19 protein-coding genes are annotated in these 17,402 nt (G+C 65.9%); 14 read left to right on the top strand and 5 right to left on the bottom strand.

The window, feature by feature from the left end:
- Positions 1-41: 41 nt before the first annotated feature.
- From D8676_RS14980 to D8676_RS14970, 3 genes are all read right to left on the bottom strand, one after another.
- The gene (locus tag D8676_RS14980; RefSeq protein ID WP_245426825.1) at positions 42-566 is read right to left on the bottom strand and encodes a hypothetical protein; all 525 of its coding nucleotides are present in this window, start codon (positions 564-566) and stop codon (positions 42-44) included.
- Between the two features lie 108 nt (positions 567-674).
- On the bottom strand, positions 675-1,682 hold the full coding sequence (locus tag D8676_RS14975) for a P1 family peptidase (protein WP_121581883.1): 1,008 nt from the start codon (positions 1,680-1,682) through the stop codon (positions 675-677).
- Complete coding sequence (locus D8676_RS14970; protein WP_121581882.1) at positions 1,682-2,755, bottom strand: branched-chain amino acid ABC transporter substrate-binding protein; 1,074 nt, start codon at positions 2,753-2,755, stop codon at positions 1,682-1,684. Before D8676_RS14970 ends, D8676_RS14975 begins: the two co-directional genes overlap by 1 nt.
- 185 nt (positions 2,756-2,940) lie before the next feature.
- Between D8676_RS14970 and D8676_RS14965 the strand changes: the two genes are divergently transcribed.
- The 7 genes from D8676_RS14965 to D8676_RS14935 are packed head-to-tail and all read left to right on the top strand — an operon-like array spanning position 2,941 to position 9,203.
- Positions 2,941-3,435 carry a flavin reductase gene (locus D8676_RS14965; RefSeq protein ID WP_121581881.1) on the top strand — a complete coding sequence of 165 codons (495 nt, stop codon included), beginning with the start codon at positions 2,941-2,943 and terminating at the stop codon, positions 3,433-3,435.
- Between the two features lie 22 nt (positions 3,436-3,457).
- On the top strand, positions 3,458-4,390 hold the full coding sequence (locus D8676_RS14960) for a MoxR family ATPase (RefSeq protein WP_121581880.1): 933 nt from the start codon (positions 3,458-3,460) through the stop codon (positions 4,388-4,390).
- Between the two features lie 5 nt (positions 4,391-4,395).
- Entirely contained in the window at positions 4,396-5,625 is a 1,230-nt protein-coding gene (locus D8676_RS14955) for a VWA domain-containing protein (protein ID WP_121581879.1), read from the top strand.
- A 21-nt stretch (positions 5,626-5,646) separates the two neighbouring features.
- Positions 5,647-5,985 carry an XdhC family protein gene (locus tag D8676_RS14950; protein WP_121581878.1) on the top strand — a complete coding sequence of 113 codons (339 nt, stop codon included), beginning with the start codon at positions 5,647-5,649 and terminating at the stop codon, positions 5,983-5,985.
- A 9-nt stretch (positions 5,986-5,994) separates the two neighbouring features.
- Complete coding sequence (locus D8676_RS14945; RefSeq protein ID WP_121581877.1) at positions 5,995-6,711, top strand: XdhC family protein; 717 nt, start codon at positions 5,995-5,997, stop codon at positions 6,709-6,711.
- The gene (locus D8676_RS14940) at positions 6,708-8,318 is read left to right on the top strand and encodes a molybdopterin-binding/glycosyltransferase family 2 protein (protein ID WP_121581876.1); all 1,611 of its coding nucleotides are present in this window, start codon (positions 6,708-6,710) and stop codon (positions 8,316-8,318) included. The genes D8676_RS14945 and D8676_RS14940 overlap by 4 nt, the downstream gene beginning before the upstream one ends.
- Positions 8,319-8,321: 3 nt before the next feature.
- Complete coding sequence (locus D8676_RS14935) at positions 8,322-9,203, top strand: alpha/beta hydrolase (protein WP_121581875.1); 882 nt, start codon at positions 8,322-8,324, stop codon at positions 9,201-9,203.
- A gap of 13 nt (positions 9,204-9,216) precedes the next feature.
- Here D8676_RS14935 and D8676_RS14930 read toward each other — a convergent pair whose 3' ends face one another.
- Positions 9,217-10,263 carry a DUF1176 domain-containing protein gene (locus tag D8676_RS14930; protein WP_121581874.1) on the bottom strand — a complete coding sequence of 349 codons (1,047 nt, stop codon included), beginning with the start codon at positions 10,261-10,263 and terminating at the stop codon, positions 9,217-9,219.
- 252 nt (positions 10,264-10,515) lie between these two features.
- On the opposite strand from D8676_RS14930, the gene D8676_RS14925 reads away from it, so the two are divergent.
- Together D8676_RS14925 and D8676_RS14920 are read left to right on the top strand one after the other, a co-directional pair.
- The gene (locus tag D8676_RS14925) at positions 10,516-10,953 is read left to right on the top strand and encodes a hypothetical protein (protein WP_245426823.1); all 438 of its coding nucleotides are present in this window, start codon (positions 10,516-10,518) and stop codon (positions 10,951-10,953) included.
- Between the two features lie 194 nt (positions 10,954-11,147).
- Positions 11,148-11,396 (top strand): ParB N-terminal domain-containing protein, encoded by a 249-nt coding sequence (locus D8676_RS14920; protein WP_121581872.1) that lies wholly within the window; start codon positions 11,148-11,150, stop codon positions 11,394-11,396.
- A gap of 16 nt (positions 11,397-11,412) precedes the next feature.
- Here D8676_RS14920 and D8676_RS14915 read toward each other — a convergent pair whose 3' ends face one another.
- Entirely contained in the window at positions 11,413-12,561 is a 1,149-nt protein-coding gene (locus D8676_RS14915) for an aminotransferase class I/II-fold pyridoxal phosphate-dependent enzyme (protein ID WP_121581871.1), read from the bottom strand.
- 127 nt (positions 12,562-12,688) lie between these two features.
- On the opposite strand from D8676_RS14915, the gene D8676_RS14910 reads away from it, so the two are divergent.
- The 5 genes from D8676_RS14910 (at position 12,689) to accC (ending at position 17,398) form a co-directional block, all read left to right on the top strand.
- On the top strand, positions 12,689-14,080 hold the full coding sequence (locus D8676_RS14910) for a M48 family metalloprotease (protein WP_121582074.1): 1,392 nt from the start codon (positions 12,689-12,691) through the stop codon (positions 14,078-14,080).
- Positions 14,081-14,140: 60 nt separating this feature from the next.
- On the top strand, positions 14,141-14,962 hold the full coding sequence (locus tag D8676_RS14905; protein WP_121581870.1) for a DsbA family protein: 822 nt from the start codon (positions 14,141-14,143) through the stop codon (positions 14,960-14,962).
- A 136-nt stretch (positions 14,963-15,098) separates the two neighbouring features.
- Positions 15,099-15,533: a type II 3-dehydroquinate dehydratase gene (gene aroQ, locus D8676_RS14900; protein ID WP_121581869.1), complete on the top strand. Its 435-nt coding sequence runs from the start codon at positions 15,099-15,101 to the stop codon at positions 15,531-15,533.
- 26 nt (positions 15,534-15,559) lie between these two features.
- Positions 15,560-16,033 (top strand): acetyl-CoA carboxylase biotin carboxyl carrier protein, encoded by a 474-nt coding sequence (accB, locus tag D8676_RS14895; RefSeq protein ID WP_121581868.1) that lies wholly within the window; start codon positions 15,560-15,562, stop codon positions 16,031-16,033.
- Between the two features lie 18 nt (positions 16,034-16,051).
- Positions 16,052-17,398 carry an acetyl-CoA carboxylase biotin carboxylase subunit gene (gene accC, locus D8676_RS14890; protein WP_121581867.1) on the top strand — a complete coding sequence of 449 codons (1,347 nt, stop codon included), beginning with the start codon at positions 16,052-16,054 and terminating at the stop codon, positions 17,396-17,398.
- Positions 17,399-17,402: the final 4 nt, after the last annotated feature.

Genomic DNA, 17,402 nt, shown 5'->3' with positions numbered 1-17,402 from the left:
GTTTTTTTACCGCCGCTCCCTAACAGACGTCAGGAGAATGCTCAACGCGGGTGGCGGGCAAACCAGGCGGAAGCGACGAGCAGGCAGATGAAGCCGAATGGGAAGAAAAGCCTGAGGCCAAGCACGGCGAACTGATAGAGGGCGGCAGCGAAAGTATGCGCGAACTGGAGGAACCAAATCCGCGTGAACGCGTCGGCATGCCATTGGGCGTAGTAGGTGCGATAGTCCAGCGCATAGAGCGCGCCGGTGATGCAGGCAGTCGCGAAGGCGAAGGACAGGAAGGCTGCCGCGAACGCCGTATCGCGTGGTCGCCGGTGGGACAGGAAACGCGCCAGGATAAGCCCGAGCGGAAAGGCCAGGGCGCCGCCGAGCGCGAAGAGGGCCGCGACCGTGCGTATCTTGTGCAGCGTTTCCCAGTTTTCCAGCACCAGCATCATCAGCGCGCAGGCGCCCATGGCGGCGCCCCAGAGCACCGCCCCGCCTAGCGCCGGCAGCACTGGAGGCAGTGCGCCGGTCAGCGCACCCGACAGCCAGGACCTGTGCTTGGCGGCTGAAACCGTTGTCATGCCCGTTCCGCGCCGAATGCGCCGGGCAGGAGGGCGATATGCATATGTCGTCTCTTGGTTGCCCGGATGGTCAGTATCGCGGCAGAATCCTAACGTAGCGTTCCGGACTCAGCCGTGCCGGGACGACCAGGTCGGGAAAAGATCGTTCTCCGCGGGTGTCGCTGCATGGACGCCGCGTGCGATGGCGCGCGCCATCGTAGCGCCGGCCGTAGCGTAGAAGTCGATGGCGTCGTCGTCCGGAAGCTCCCTGCCGCTGGCGCCGGTGGCGAGCGCGAAAACAAGATCGCCGTCGGCGGGCGTGTGCGTCGGCCAGATCGCGCGCGCAAACCCGTCATGGGCGGCGATCGCGAAGCGCTTGGCTGCAGCCGGCGTCAGCACCGCATCGGTCGCGATGACGGCGATCGTCGTGTTGGCGCCGGCCACGTTGTCGCGGAATTTCAGCAGGATATTGCGGGCCTCGGCAGGGAAGGGCGAGGGGTAGCCCTGACCGCCGAACTCGTCCCCGATCTCGAAGGGGGCGGCCCAGAAATGCTTGCCGTGGCCGACCGTGACCGAGCCGACCGAGTTCACCGCCACCAGCGCGCCGATGTGGATGCCGCTGTCGAGCAGGGCCGAGGCTGAGCCGAGCCCGCCCTTCAGGCCGGCCACCAGCGTGCCGGCTCCGGCGCCTACGGTGCCGATGGCAAAGTCCTGCGATACGTTCTGTGCGGCTTCGTATCCGAGTTCGCGATAGGGCGGATAGCGCCCCCAATCCTTGTCGCCGCCATTCGCCAGGTCGAAAAGGATGGCGGCGGGCACGATCGGAACGTGGTTGCCGAGCACGTGGAAGCCGATGCCCTTCTCGCGCAGCGCCGCCTGGACGCCGGATGCCGCGTCGAGCCCGAAGGCGGAGCCGCCCGACAGCACGATGGCGTTCACCGCGTCGACCGTATTGTGCGGCTCGAGCAGGTCCGTCTCGCGCGTTCCCGGTGCACCGCCGAACACCTGGACGCCGGCGACCGCCGGCGTGTCGCAGCGAACGACGGTGACGCCGGACTTGAGCTTTTCGTCGGAAGCATTGCCGACGCGCAGCCCGGCGACGTCGGTGATCAGGTTCCTGGCGCCGGTCTTGAACATCAGGGCACTGTCACCGGATTGAATTTTTGGCCGTCGTAGCGGAACAGGCGGTAAGGGCTTTCGGTCAGGTCGCCCTTGTCGTCGAAGCTGACCGTGCCGATAGCCGTGGAAAAATCGCGGCCGGAAAGCTCGCCGGGCGATCCGCCGGTGCTCGCCGCGTCGGCGATCGCCGCATGCGCGATCTCGACGGCGGCATAGGCGGGCAGGACGTAACCCTGCGCCAGGATCCTGCGCTCGGCGAACGCCGCTGCCACGGGGGGCAGCGCGACGTTGGGCCAGTCGGGCAGGCCGATCATCAGCGTGCCGGGTGCCAGCGGCGGTTCGCCGATCGAGCGCAGCGTCTCGCCTGCCGCCACCGTCAGCCCGTTCCCCAGTTGCGCAGCGTCCCGCCCGATCACCGCTATGTCGTCGCGGTCGCCGCCGGCGAAGACATGCGTGGCGCCGGCCCGCTGCAGGCGGCCGACCAGTCCGATCTGATTGTCGAGCTGTGGCCTGAACGTATCGACGAACACCGGCGTCAGTCCTGCCTTTTCCGCCGCGATGCGCACGCTTTCGGCAAGCTCGCGGCCGTAGATCGTGCCGTCGTCGACAATTGCGAAAAGTTCGCGTTCCCAAAGCCGCGCAAGCAGGCGGCCGGCCGCCTCGCGCTCGCCGTCGGCGCGCGGGCCGAGCCGGTAGACGGGCCAGCCGGTCTTGCTCCGGCGGTCGGTCAGACTGTCGGTGCGAACGCCGACGGTGATCGTCGGGATGTTTGCCTGCTTCAGGATGGGCAGCGCCGCCTCTATCGCTTCGCTGCACAGGAAGCCGACCACGACCTGGACCCGCGCCGCCACCAGCTCGCGCGCGGCCCTGGCGCCGCCGTCGGCCGTGCAGCCGTCATCCGCGATGCTGAGCCGGACCGTCGGGTCGGCGAGGCGTTCGGCCGCCATGGCCGCGCCGGTACGCATCTGCTGGCCGAGTATGGCGGAAGGACCGCTCAGCGGCGCGGAAAGTCCGATCGACGCCTGCGCACCGGCTTCGCCGGCAAGCATGAGCGCTGCAAGGGCAGAAAGCATTCGGATCGGAGGGCGCATGCGGCGGCGGTGATTCTCCCTTTGCGGCAGGATGGAGCCCACCGACGGTGCCCGGCAAGACGTAAAGGCTGGTCTGCCCGAGCGCAACAAACGAATTGGACCGCCGGCGACCGTTGGTGCCGTCGCTTGTGGGGCATGATTTCCGGCCATATATAGCGGTTGGCAAACAGTCTCAGGAATTCAGAGTGCTGAAGAAGAACGAAGTAGGGCCGCAGACCTATCGTGATGCGATGGCGCGGTTTGCGGGTGCGGTCCACGTCGTCACCACGGACGGAGAGGCAGGCAAACGCGGCGCCACGGTGATCGCCGCGTGTTCCGTGTCGGATACGCCGCCGACCGTTCTCGTCTGCCTCAACCGCGAGAACGTGAAGAACGATGCCTTTATCAGGAACGGCAATTTTGCGCTGAACACGCTGGCGAGCGACCAGCAGGCGCTTGCCGAGGCTTTTTCAGGCCAGACCGGTCTTCCGGTCGAAGAGCGTTTCTCGCTGGCGGAATGGGACCGTATCGCGAGCGGTGCGCCGACGCTGCTCGGCGCGCTTGCGGTGTTCGATTGCGAGATCATCGACACCAAGGATCACGCTACCCATCGCATCCTTTTCGGCAAGGTGGCGGGCATCCGCATCGGCAATGACGTCCACCCGCTGATGTATTTCAACCGCGGCTACCGTATCTTCTGAAGGCCGCAGGATTTTGGATCCGATGAACGAGCTCAAGCCGCGCCAGGCGCCCGAGACAATCGACGAGACGCTCGATCTGCTCGCCGGCGCGGATTATGTCGCCGACCGCTCGCTCGCGACCGTGCTTTTCCTGTCGCTGCGCATGAAGCGCCCGCTGTTCCTCGAAGGCGAGGCGGGCGTCGGCAAGACCGAGATTGCCAAGGTGCTGGCGCAATCGCTGGGCCGCCGGCTGATCCGGCTGCAATGCTATGAGGGCCTCGACGTCTCCTCGGCTGTCTACGAGTGGAACTATGCCGCGCAGATGATCGAGATCCGCATGGAGGAGGCGGCCGGCAAGGTCGACCGCAGGGACATGGAGAAGAACGTCTTCTCCGAGCGCTACCTGATCCGCCGGCCGGTGCTCGATGCGCTGACCGGCAAGGCAGGGGCCGCCCCCGTGCTTCTCATCGACGAACTCGACCGCACCGACGAAGCCTTCGAGGCCTTCCTGCTCGAAATCCTCTCCGACTTCCAGGTCACGGTGCCCGAACTCGGCACGATCAAGGCTGAGGAGCCGCCGATCGTCGTCATCACCACCAACCGCACGCGCGAGATCCATGACGCGCTGAAGCGGCGCTGCCTCTACCACTGGGTCGACTATCCGGACGCCGCGCGCGAGCTGGAGATCGTCAGCCGCAAGGTTCCGGAAGCCAACAAGCGGTTGTCGGCGGAAGTCGTCAGCTTCATCCAGAAGCTCAGGCAGATCGAGCTGTTCAAGGTGCCGGGCGTCGCCGAGACCATCGACTGGGCGAGCGCGCTGACCGAACTCGACAAGGTGGCGCTCGATCCCGAAACGGTATCCGATACGATCGGCGTTCTGTTGAAGTACCAGGACGACATCGCGCGCATCGAGCAAGGCGAAGGCCGGCGTATCCTCAAGGAGGTCAAGGCCGAACTCTCCGCCGCGGCGGAGTGACGGGCATGGCCCTGCCGGTCGCTGCCAATCCGGACGGCCGCATCGCCGACAACATCGTCTATTTCGCGCGGACGCTGCGCAAGGCCGGCATGCGGGTCGGGCCTGCATCGGTGAAGGATGCGATCGAGGCCGTGCTTGCCGCCGGCATCGGCTCGCGCGACGACTTCTACTGGACGCTGCATGCAGTGCTGGTGTCGCGGCGCGAGGACCATGCGACCTTCGACGAGGCCTTCCGGCTGTTCTGGAAGTCGCGCGAGCTGATCGAGAAGATGCTCGCCATGTTCTCGCCGGTTGCGCCCGACCGCAGGGAGCGGCAAAAGCCGCGCCCGGCCGAGAGCCGCGTCGGCGACGCCCTGTTCGAGGGGCATCGCAGGCAGCAGCCAGCCGAGGACACGCCCGAGATCGAAATGGACGCGCGCTTCACCGTGTCCGGCAACGAGCTTCTGCGCGGCAAGGATTTCGCGCAGATGACCGCTGCCGAGCTTTCCGAAGCGAAACAGGCGATCTCCAGGCTGAAGTTGCCCTTCGACACCGTCCGTACGCGCCGTTTCAAGGCCGATCCCGGCGGTCGCCGCGTCGACCCGCGCGCCATGATGCGGCTCGCCTCCCGCACCGGCGGAGAACTGATCCTGCCGCGTTTCCGCTCGCCGCGCGAGGTCCATCCGCCGCTGGTCGTACTTGCCGACATCTCCGGCTCGATGAGCCAGTACACGCGCATCTTCCTGCACTTCCTGCATGCCCTGACCGAGAAGCGGCGGCGCGTGCACACATTCGTCTTCGGCACGCGGCTGACCAACCTGACGCGGCAGATGCGCCATCGCGATCCCGACGAGGCGCTCGCCGAATGTTCGGCCGCCGTCAAGGACTGGTCTGGCGGCACGCGCATCGGCGACACTTTGGCCGAGTTCAACCGGCTCTGGTCGCGCCGCGTGCTGGGGCAGGGGGCGGTCGTGCTGCTGATCACCGACGGGCTCGAACGCGACGATACGACGGGCCTGTCGAGGGAGATGGAGAGGCTTCAGAAATCCTGCCGGCGGCTGATCTGGCTGAACCCGCTGCTGCGCTTCGACGGTTTCGAGGCGCGGGCGCGCGGGGTGAAGGCGATGTTGCCTCACGTCGACGAGTTCCGCACCGTGCACAATCTGAACGCGCTCGCAGATCTCTGCGGGTCGCTGGACCGTTCCGCTTCACGCAATGTCGATCCGCGCTTGTGGCTCGAAGCCAGAGCCGCATAAGATCGCGATGGAGGTTTTTTGATGGAAAACACAGCTCATCTCGATGACGCCCGCGATCCGCTGATCATCGCCGAAGGCTGGAAGGACGAAGGCCGCGCGGTGGCGGTCGCTACCGTGGTCGAGACATGGGGCTCGGCGCCGCGGCCGGTCGGCAGCCATCTGGTGATCGATGCGGAGGGCAATTTCCACGGCTCGGTCTCGGGCGGCTGCGTCGAGGGAGCGGTCGTCACCGAGGCGATCGACGTGATCGACAGCGGCACGGCCAGGATGCTGGAATTCGGCGTTGCCGACGAGGCCGCATGGCAGGTCGGCCTGTCCTGCGGCGGCCGCATCAAGGTTTATGTCGAGCGGCTGGGCTGAGGCGAAGCCATGGACATCTCCGCACTCAAGGCCCTGAACGAGGAGCGCCGCGCCCGCCGCGCAGCGGTTCTTGTCACCGATCTCGAAAATGGTGGCACCACGCTGGTGCGGGAAGGCGAGGCGGTGGGCGGCGAACTGGGCGCTGCATTGGCGAACACGTTCCGCTCGGGCAAATCCGGTGCGGTCGAGGCCGACGGCAGGAGGTTCTTCCTCAACGCGCACCTGCCGCGGCCGCGGCTGGTGGTGATCGGCGCCGTCCACATCAGCCAGGCCCTGGCGCCGATGGCCCGCATTGCGGGATATCCGTTGGAGATCATCGATCCCCGCACCGCCTTCGCCAGCCCCGAGCGCTTCCCGAACGTGGACCTTTATCCCGAGTGGCCGGAAACCGTTCTCGGCGCGCGGCCGCTCGACGCCTACTCCGCGCTCGCAGCGGTGACACATGACCCCAAGATCGACGATTTCGCCCTGAAGGCCGCGCTCGACGCAGGCTGCTTCTACATCGGCGCGCTGGGCAGCCGGAAGACGCATGCCAAGCGCGTCGAGCGTCTGCTCGCTCTCGGCGCGAAGCCGGAGGAGATCGAGCGCATCGCCGCACCGATCGGCCTCGACATAGGCGCTGCTAGCCCCGCCGAGATCGCCGTTGCGGTACTGGCGCAGGTGGTGCGTGCGTTTCGCTCGCGCGGCATGTCCGGCGAACGCCGGTCGAAAGGCGAAGCGGCATGAAATTCGGGCCAGTGCGGGTGGAGGAAGCCGAAGGCGCGATGCTCGCCCATGCGACGACGGCCGGCGACCGACGCTTCCGCAAGGCGCACCGCCTGACCGCCGACGACATAGCGTTCCTGAAATCTGCGGGCGTCGACGAGATCGTGGCCGCCGTTCTGTCGGACGACGATCTCGATGAGGATGCGGCGGCTGCGAGGATTGCCGGCGCCATGCGTTTCCGCGGCATCGAAGCGAAACCTGCCGCCACGGGCCGCGTCAACCTGCACGCGCTGGAGGCCGGTGTCTTTACCGTCGACAGATCGCTGGTCGACCGACTGAACGCGGTCGATCCCGCCATCACGCTGGCGACCGTCGCCGAATTCAAGCCGGTCGTGCAGGGCGACATGGTGGCGACGGTGAAGATCATCCCCTTTGCCGTCGAGCGCGCGCTCGCCGACAGGGCTGCCTCCATCCTGGCGGGGTCCGAGATATTCGCGGTACATTCCTATCGGCCAATGACCGTCGGCGTCGTCCAGACGGTGCTGCCGAGCCTGAAGGACAGCGTCCTTGCCAAGACCAGCCGCGTGATGGCGAGCCGTCTGGCGCGGTCGGGCAGCACCATCGGCGACGAATTGCGCACCCCGCATGAGATCGGCCCACTGTCCGAGGCGATCGATGCGCTGGCGCCCGCCAGCGACATGATCTTCGTCTTCGGCGCCTCGGCGCTTTGCGATTTCGACGATGTCATACCGGCGGCGATCCGGCGGGCCGGGGGCGAGGTGATGCGCGCCGGCATGCCGGTCGACCCTGGCAACCTTCTGGTTCTCGGAAAACTCGGCGGAAAGCCGGTCGTCGGCGCGCCCGGTTGTGCGCGCAGCCCCAAGGAGAACGGCTTCGACTGGGTGCTCGACCGCCTGACGACTGGGATCGACGTCGCGTCGGGCGATATCGCCCGCATGGGCGTCGGCGGCCTGCTGATGGAAATCCCCACGCGGCCCCAGCCGCGCGAAACCCCGGCGCCCGCCGCCGAGACCAAAGTGCACGCCGTGGTGCTTGCCGCGGGCTGCTCGAGCCGCATGGGCGGGCCGAACAAGCTGATGGCGCATTTTTCCGGGCAGCCGCTGATCCGCCAGACCGCCGAGCGCGCGCTGGCGGCGAAGGTCTCTGGCGTCACCGTCGTCACCGGCCATCAGGCAGCACGCATCCGCGAGGCCCTTCAGGGGCTGGACGTCGGCGTGGCGCACAATCCGGACTTCGTTTCCGGGCTCGCCGGCTCCCTCAAGGCCGGCATCGCCGTGGTCCCGGAAGACGCTGCCGGGGCGCTGATCATGCTCGGCGACATGCCCGGCGTCTCCGCGGCCGATCTCGATCGGCTCCTGGCGGCGTTCAGGAAGGCGGCAGGACAGACGATCGTGCGCGCCACGCATGACGGCAAGCGCGGCAATCCCGTCGTTCTGCCGCGCGCTCTTTTCGGGGCCGTGGCCCAGCTCGAAGGCGACACGGGCGCGCGCCATCTGGTCGAGGCCGGGCTCATGCCGGTCGTCGATGTCGAGATCGGCGAAGCCGCGGCGATCGACGTCGACACGCGCGACGCCCTTGAAAGCGCCGGCGGCGTGCTTCAAGACTGACGCATGTCCTTGCGCTTCTCGCTGGCCCTCGCCTTGCTTCTCGTGCCTGCGCTCGGCGCGCAGGCTTACGCGCAGCCGCTCAAACCCTTCAAGGACGAATTGTTCGCCTATCCCGGCATTCTCTCGTCGGAGGCGGGCGGCGCATATCTTGTGGTCGACTACAGCGAGGCGCGCGACATCGACAAGCGCGACCAAGTGCCGGAACGGAGGGTGCGCGGCAAATATGTTGCGACCGGTGTTCGCAAGGTCCAGCAGGATCTCGCCCTGAAGACCGACGCGGGCACGATAAGGCATTTCGCGGTCGGCAGGACCAAAGGTGCGGCGGTCATCACCATCTATCTGCACGGGCGCGGCGGCAGCCGAAAGCAGGGCGTCGACGACTTCACCTTCGGCGGCAATTTCAACCGCATCAAGAATCTGATGGCCGGCAATGACGGGCTCTATCTGTCACCGGACTTTTCCGATTTCGGCGAACAGGGCGCCGCTGAGATCGCCGCGCTGATCTCGCATTATGCCGAACAATCGCCGGGCGCGAAGATATTCGTCGCCTGCGGCTCCATGGGCGGAATGCTCTGCTGGGAGCTTGCATCCGACCGCTCGGTCGTCACGCGGCTTTCAGGCCTGCTGCTCCTCGGCTCCCTCTGGGACGAGGGTTTTCTGTCCAGCGCCGCCTTCAAGGGCAAGGTGCCGGTGTTTTTCAGCCAGGGCAGCCACGACACGGTGTTTCCGGTCGAGAAGCAGGAGGCGTTCTACCGCTCGATTGCGGCGCGCGCCCCCGGCTATCCGGTCCGGTTCGTGCGCTTCGAGACCGGCACCCACGGCACGCCGATCCGCATGACGGACTGGCGCGAGGCGCTCAACTGGATGCTATCGGTTTCGCCCTGACTGGTTTGCAGCGTCAGGGCGCGGTGTGGAAATCGAGCACCGCCTCGGGGTTGACCTCGCCGTCATAGGAGGCGTCGACGTCGTATTTCACGAGCGTGAAGCTGCCATTGCGGAAAATCCACGTCCCTGTCGTCCCGGCGTCGCCGATGCCCCGCCATTTGTTGTGCGAGGTGATCGAATGCTCCGCCTCGTCATAGGATGAGTTCACCAGCGTATCCTCGGTCGTGTAGCCGATGATCGAGACGCTTTCGACCTTGCCCTCGAAATCGTCGTTCTCGTAACGAATGTCGAGTTCGGGCGTCGCGAACTGCAGTTCGCGCAGACCGTCGGCCTCGTCATACTGGTAGTAGATGTGCGTCTCGTTGTAGGCTCCGGCGCCGCAGTAGAAGCGGAAGAGCCGCATCTCCCTTTCCGGCTGGTCGTCGGTGTCCGACGCATTGCGGAACCGGATCTGGTATTCCGCAACCTCGGGCTGGTTGGCGCCCGGAGAATGTGGGTCGCAGGCCGAATGCGACGCCTCGAACGCGGCCTTGGCCTGTGGCAGGACCGTGTCGGTCGCTTCCGGCGCCGGCGCGTCGGGGCAGCTTTCCGGCAGCGCCTCGTCGTAGGAGAGATCGGACGGCTTCAGGCTGCCTTTTTCGATATGCAGCGGACGGAACGGCGGTTCCTGGATCGCCGGATTGGCGAGCCGCGCGGTGTAGCAGCCGGCGAAGACCTTCTCGCTGTTGTCCGTGCTGACCGACCGGATCGCAACCGGCACATGGTAGAAGATGCTGCCGGCCGCGCCCTCCGAGGCGATATTGCCGGTGGTCACCTCCACCTTCGCCGTGTTCTCGTACCCCTTCGCGAAGGCCTCGACGTCCTTGGCAGGCTTCTCTTCACCGAAATACTCCCAGGCACGGGCATATTCCTTGCGGTTCACCGCATTGTAGAGCGACTTGACGATCGTCGCCGCGCTCGACCGGTCGTCGAGGTAGGGCATGTCCTGCGCGCGGGCTTGTATGCCGGAAAGACAGGACAGAAAGGCCGCCGCCGGCAGCGCGAGATGAAAGGGCCGCATCGTCGAATCTCCCTGTTTGGGCGAGCATAACATCGATTGCGGCGTGCGGGTGACGCTTGGTGAACCGTCGCGGGGCGGGAGCCATGCGCGCGTGTAAAAGCGGCGGGTAAAGCTAAACTGTTTACGTTCTCGCCGACCGATTTTTAACGCAGGCTGGGCTAGGGCTATCGCTCCAGACCCGATGTTCCTGCGTAGAGGGAGGCTGCCACGGGCCCGAACCGAGATTTCGCTTCGCTGCTCGACGACCTGTTCGTGGCGGCCGACAAACCTGTGGACCCCGGTCCGCGGCCGACGATCCCGTTCGACTACCTGGCCGTTGCCGATGAACTGCACTCGGGCCGCATCAAGGTTTCCGACGAGAACGCCGCATCGGAATACCGCGAGGCGGGCGAGGCCATAGAGGCCGAGCTCGAAGCGCTGCTCGATGAGGTCGGCGTCGAGGAAACCGCTCAGTCGGGGGCCGGACCGGAAAAAACGCCTTCCATCGAACCCGACGCGATCGCACTGGAACTCGGCCTCGCGGACGCGGCGCCGGCCGATTTCGGCAGGCTGCGGCGCGCCTTTGCGCTGAAGAACCACCCCGATCGGGTTGCGCCGCAGATGAGGCAACTGGCGCTGACGCGCATGCAGGTAGCGAACGGGCTGATCGACGAAGCCAAGCGACGGGCTCTGGCCAAGGCCAAGGGTTGAGCGCAGCCGGCCTGCGGATTTGTAAACGGCCTGCGCTTTTCGCTGCAACCAGGTCGGGCAGACCTGGGTTTCGGCAAAATCAGCACATTGGCGTCCAGCAGCATGCCGGCAATCCATGCGCCGCCAGCGCTTGGCCTTGCCGGCCAAACCCTCTATCCCTTGATGCCGGCGGGCGTCGTTCGGGGAGGAGCAGCATGCTCAGGGTGATCAGGGTTCCGGTCGAGGGCATCTACGTGCCGGCGGCGCGCAGGAAGACGCTGCATCCCGAGACCGTGAGGGTGCTCGCCGAGGACATCGTCGAGAACGGCCTGAAGACGCCGATCCAGGTCCGTCACGACGGCAAGCGCCATATCCTGGTCGAAGGCCTGCATCGCCTGGAAGCCATGAAATGGCTCGGCGAGGCCGAGATCGACGCCTATCTGGTGCAGGCGCGCAAGCACTAGGCGGCGAGAGCCGCCGCTACCGCAGCCACCGTTCGATGCGATCCATGGCAAGCGCCATGTCGTCATGGCTGCCGGCATAGGAGAACCGCATGTAGCGGTGGCCGGCCAGCGGATCGAAGTCGCGCCCGGGCGTCGCCGCCACTTGCGCCTCCGACAGCATCCTGCGCGCGAAGGCCATGCTGTCGTTGGTCAGCTTCGAGACATCGCAGAACGCGTAGAACGCCCCGTCCATCGGCGCGGCGAGCGTGAAGCCGAGTTCGGGCAGGCGGCGCTGCAGGAGCTCGCGGTTCCAGGCATATCTGGCCTTGACAACTTCGAGTTCGTCACTCGCGGCGAACGCCTCGATGGCCGCTATTTGGGAGATTTCCGGCGCTGAAATGTAGAGGCTCTGCGCGATCCGCTCGACCGGCCGCACCAGCGTCTCGGGCAGCACCATCCAGCCGATCCGCCATCCCGTCATGCAATAATATTTCGAGAAGGAATTGATGACCGTGACATCAGGTCCGAAGCTCAGCGCCGTCACGTCCGGCGCCGAATAGGCGAGGCGGTGATAGATTTCGTCCGAAATGACGGCGATGCCGAGTTCATGCGCTGTCTCCACCAGTTCCTGCAGGTCGCCTGCGGGTATCACCGCCCCGGTCGGATTGGCCGGGCTGGCGAAGAGCACGCCCTTCAACGGGCGCTCGGCATGTGCCTGGCGCAAATGCTCGGCATGCAGGTAGGCGGCGCCCGCCAGCTCGATCTCGACCACCTCGAGTCCGAGCGCCGCCATGATGTTGCGGTATGCGGGGTAGCCCGGCGCGGCTATGGCAACGCGGTCGCCGGTATCGAACATGGCGAGGAAGGCGAGGTTGAACGCCGCCGAGGAACCGGTGGTCACCGCGATGCGGCTCGCTGGAACCTCGACGCCGTAGTGCTCGGCATAATGAGCGGAAATCGTCTGGCGCAGCGTGGCGAGGCCCAGCGCATCCGTATAGCCGATCCGTCCGTCGGCCAGCGCCCTGGCCGCGGCATCGCGAACCCGCTGCGGAGCGGGGTCGGACGGCTGGCCGACCGCCATCGACACGATTGGCTGCCCGAGGGCCTTCAGCCGGTTCGCCTCGGCGAGGATGTCCATGGCGTGAAACGGCTCGACATCCCCGCGTTTCGAGATCGCTACCGTCATCGTTTATCCTTGCTCCGTCGCCGACCGCGCCGCACAAATGCCCGATTGGTATGGGGATCACAAGTTCATGATGATTCCGGCCCAGCCTTTCCATCGCCCCTTTGCTCGTTTACCTGTGCTTTCCGTCATGACTCTCTTGCTTCGCTCGACGACAGGTCTTGTCCGCGCCGCCGCAGCGCTGCTGCTCGCCTTGCTCGTCGCGTCGGCCAGCGTCGTCGCGGCCCATGCCCAGAGCGTGCCGGTCGTGCGCGATGCGGAGATCGAGGCGCTGGTGCGCGACTATGCGCGGCCGATCTTCAAGGCCGCCGGGCTGTCGAAGTCGGGCATAGATATCATCCTGGTCAACGACCAGCGCTTCAACGCCTTCGTCGCCGGCCGCCGCATGTTCATCAATACGGGCGCGCTGCTGCAGGCCGGGACACCGAACGAGATCATCGGCGTGATCGCGCACGAGGCGGGCCATATCGCCGGCGGCCATCAGGACCGCCTGCGCGAGCAGATCGCCCGCGCGCAAACCATGGCCGTCATTTCCTCGCTGCTCGGCGTCGGCGCGATGGTGGCGGGCGCTGCCACCGACACGGGCGGCCTTGCTTCGGCCGGCGCGGGCCTGATGGCGGGCGGAACCGAGGCGGCGCGGCGCGGCCTGCTCGGCTACCAGCGTTCCGAGGAGTCGGCCGCCGACCAGTCGGCGATCAGATATCTCGAGGCGACCGGCCAGTCGGGCAACGGCATGCTCGTTACCTTCGAACGCTTCCAGAGCGCGCTGTCGCTTTCAGGCACCAAGGTCGATCCCTACCAGCTCAGCCACCCGACGCCGCGCGATCGTATCGCCAACCTCGAGACGCTGGTGAAGTCGAGCCCGCATTTCGGGAACAAGGATTCCGAGGCGCTGCAGCAGCGTCACGACATGATGCGCGCCAAGATCGCGGTGTACACGCAAGGGCAGGCCGCCGCCTCGCGCCTGTTCAAGAAGATGCCGGGTAGCCTGGCCGCCCAGTATGGCGAGGCGCAGGCCGCGCTTCTCTTCGGCAATCCGCGCAACGCGCTGAAGAAGGCCGACGCGCTGATCAAGATCCAGCCGAAGAACCCGTATTTCCAGGAGTTGCGCGGCGACGTCCTCCTGCGCGCCAACGAGCCCGAGAAGGCCGCCGAGGCGTATGCCCGCGCCGTTCAGCTCGATCCCGCCAAGTCCGGTATCCTGCAGATTTCCTACGGCCAGGCCCTGATCGCCACCGGCAAGACAGAGTCCCTCAAGAAGGCCGTCAACGTCATCCAGGAAGGCCTGTCGCGCGACAAGGAAAACTTCAACGGATATGCCTATTTGGCGCAGGCTTATGGTCAATTGGGCGAGGTTCCGGAAGCCGAGCTCGCGACCGCCGAAGGTTATTATTACGGCGGCAACTACCAGCAGGCCAAGATCTTTGCCATGCGCGCCCAGCAGAAGTTCAAGCGCGGCGCCCCCGGCTGGGTCAGGGCGCAGGACATCATTAACTACAAGACGCCCAAAAAGAAGAAATGAACCTTTTGGGCACCGGCTCCGACAGAGCCGTGTCTGTCACCGAATAGAGGACGAGCGACGATGAGCAAGGCGATATGGTTGGGCGCGACGGGTATCGCCGTTGCCGTCGGAATGCTTGCGGCGGGCTATGTCGCCGGCCGTCCGGAGGTCGCGATGGCCAACGACGCGCCGCAGGCGGTAGCCGTGGCGTCCGCCGAGGGCGGCGCGAACCGCGCCGAGGTCGAGACCATCGTCCGCGAATACCTGCTGCAGAATCCAGAAATCCTGCTCGATATGCAGCAGGCCCTGGAGATGAAGCAGCGCGAGGAGCAGCGCGTCGCCAACCTCGAGGTGATCGAATCCGCCAAGGACGACATCTTCAACGCAGCCTATGACGGCTATGTCGGCAACCCCGACGGCAAGACCACGATCGTCGAGTTCTACGACTACAATTGCGGCTTCTGCAAACGCGCCCAGGAAGACATGCTGGCGCTGACCGCAGCCGATCCGGACCTGCGCTTCGTGCTCAAGGAATTCCCGATCCTCGGGCCGGATTCGACCAAGGCGCACGTCGTTTCGATGGCCTTCCGCACCTTGATGCCGGAAAAATACGGCGACTTCCACAATCAGTTGCTCGGCGGCCAGGGCCGCGCCACCGAAGCTGCCGCCATCAAGGTCGCGCTGGCGCTCGGCGCTGACGAGGCGAAGCTTCGCGAGGAGATGAAGAACCCGGCGATCAACGATGCCTTCGAAAAGACCTACGAGCTGGCGAACCGCCTGGCGATCACCGGGACGCCGTCCTACGTGATCGGCAATGAGGTCGTGTTCGGCGCGCTCGGGCAGGAAGTGCTGGCCCAGAAGATCGCCGAAACCCGTGCCGCCGCGCCGGAGGCTTCCAACTAGCAGTTCCCCGGCGCCGCTCGCATACAGCCTGCTGTGGACAGCAAAACTAGGCTCTTGCGCTCTTTTCGCGGCGGACTAAGCCCACTATAGAGGTTGCGGCGCGCCGGGACGGCCGGCGCGAGAAAAGGTCCATTGCTTGAAGACGATCTTCGTTCTGAACGGCCCCAATCTCAATCTGCTCGGCAAGCGCGAGCCTGGGATCTATGGCGACAAGACCCTCGACGACATCGCAGCCGACTGCCGTCGGGCGGCTGCCTCGCTCGGCGTCGAGGTGGACTTCCGTCAGTCCAATCACGAGGGCGTCCTGGTCGACTGGATCCAGGAGGCCGGCGAGAAGGCGCAGGGCGTCGTGCTCAATGCCGGCGCCTACACACACACTTCCATCGCGATCCACGACGCCATCCGCGCAGTGACGCCAACACCGGTCGTGGAGGTTCATCTGTCGAACATCCATGCCCGCGAACCCTTCCGCCATGTTTCCAAAGTCGCTCCCCATGCATTGGGGATGATCTGCGGGTTCGGACCGATCGGCTACGAGCTCGCGCTCCAGGCGCTGGCGGCGCGGATTTGACGACCGGACAATGAAAAGGCCTTGAAATGACGACAAAAAAGACCGGCATTGACCAGCAGCTGATCCGCGATCTCGCGGGCATCCTGAACGACACGAACCTGACCGAGATCGAGGTCGAGCTCGACGACTTCAAGGTGCGCGTGTCGCGGCAGGCTCCGGCCGTCCACGCAGTCGCCGCGCCGGCGCCGGCCTATGCCGCCCCGCTGCCGCTTCCCGCCGCCGCGCCGGTGGCGTCTCCCGCCGGGGGCGCGCCGGCCGAAGCGTCGAAAAACGCGGTTCCTTCGCCGATGGTCGGCACCGCCTATCTCGCCCCGTCGCCAGACGCCAAGCCCTTCGTCGAGGTCGGCCAGGCGGTCAAGGAGGGTCAGACCCTGCTGATCATCGAGGCGATGAAGACAATGAACCAGATTCCGTCGCCGCGTTCCGGCACGGTGACGGCCATCCTTGTCGAGGATGCCCAGCCGGTCGAATACGGCATGCCTCTCGTCGTCATCGAATAGCGCCGGAAGAAGAGGCGCATGTTCCAGAAAATCCTCATAGCCAACCGCGGTGAAATCGCCCTTCGCGTGCTGCGCGCGTGCAAGGAGCTCGGCATCCAGACGGTCGTCGTCCATTCGACCGCCGACGCCGACGCCATGCATGTGCGCCTCGCCGACGAAAGCGTCTGCATAGGCCCGCCGCCGTCGCGCGACAGCTACCTGAACATCCACCAGATCGTCGCGGCCTGCGAGATCACCGGCGCGGACGCCGTGCATCCGGGCTACGGCTTCCTGTCCGAGAACGCCAAGTTCGCCGACATCCTCGCCGCTCACAACATCACCTTCATCGGTCCGTCCGGCGACCATATCCGGACCATGGGCGACAAGATCGAGGCCAAGCGCACCGCCAAGCGCCTCGGCATTCCCGTCGTCCCGGGTTCGGACGGCGCGATCTCCGACGAGAAGGAAGCGCGGCGCGTCGCCGCCGAGATCGGCTATCCCGTGATCATCAAGGCGTCGGCCGGCGGCGGCGGACGCGGCATGAAGGTCGCGCGCGACGAGACCGAACTCGACATCGCGCTTGCCACGGCCAAGTCCGAAGCTGGCGCGGCTTTCGGCGACGACGCCGTCTATATCGAAAAATATCTCGAGAAGCCGCGCCATATCGAAATCCAGGTGTTCGGCGACGGCATGGGCCGCGGCATCCATCTCGGCGAACGCGACTGCTCGCTGCAGCGCCGCCACCAGAAGGTCTGGGAGGAGGCGAATTCGCCGGCCCTCAACGCCGAGGAGCGCTCCCGTATCGGCAACATCTGCGCCAGCGCCGTCGCCGATCTCGGCTATTCGGGGGCGGGAACGATCGAGTTCCTCTACGAGAATGGCGAGTTCTATTTCATCGAGATGAACACCCGCCTTCAGGTCGAGCATCCGGTCACCGAAGCGATCACCGGCATCGACCTCGTGCACGAGCAGATCCGCGTCGCCTCGGGCGGCGGCCTGTCCGTGCGGCAGGACGAGGTGCGCTTCCATGGCCATGCCATCGAATGCCGCATCAATGCCGAGGACCCGCGCACCTTCGCGCCGTCGCCAGGCACGATCACCCATTTCCATACGCCGGGCGGCCTCGGCATACGCGTCGATAGCGGGGTCTATTCCGGCTACCGTATTCCGCCCTATTATGACAGCCTGATCGGCAAGCTGATCGTGCACGGCCGGAACCGGGTCGAATGCATGATGCGGCTGAGGCGTGCGCTTGACGAGTTTGTCGTCGACGGCATCAAGACCACCTTGCCGCTGTTCCGCGACCTCGTCGGCAACCCGGATGTCGCCAATGGCGAATACGACATTCACTGGCTTGAAAAATATCTGGCCGAGACGGCGGAGTAGCGCC

Origin of the sequence: Mesorhizobium sp. YM1C-6-2, from assembly GCF_003666685.1 — a bacterium.
Taxonomy (GTDB): Bacteria; Pseudomonadota; Alphaproteobacteria; order Rhizobiales; family Rhizobiaceae; genus Mesorhizobium_K.
Note: the sequence above shows the minus strand (reverse complement) of the source record. Positions and strands in the feature narration are given on the sequence as shown.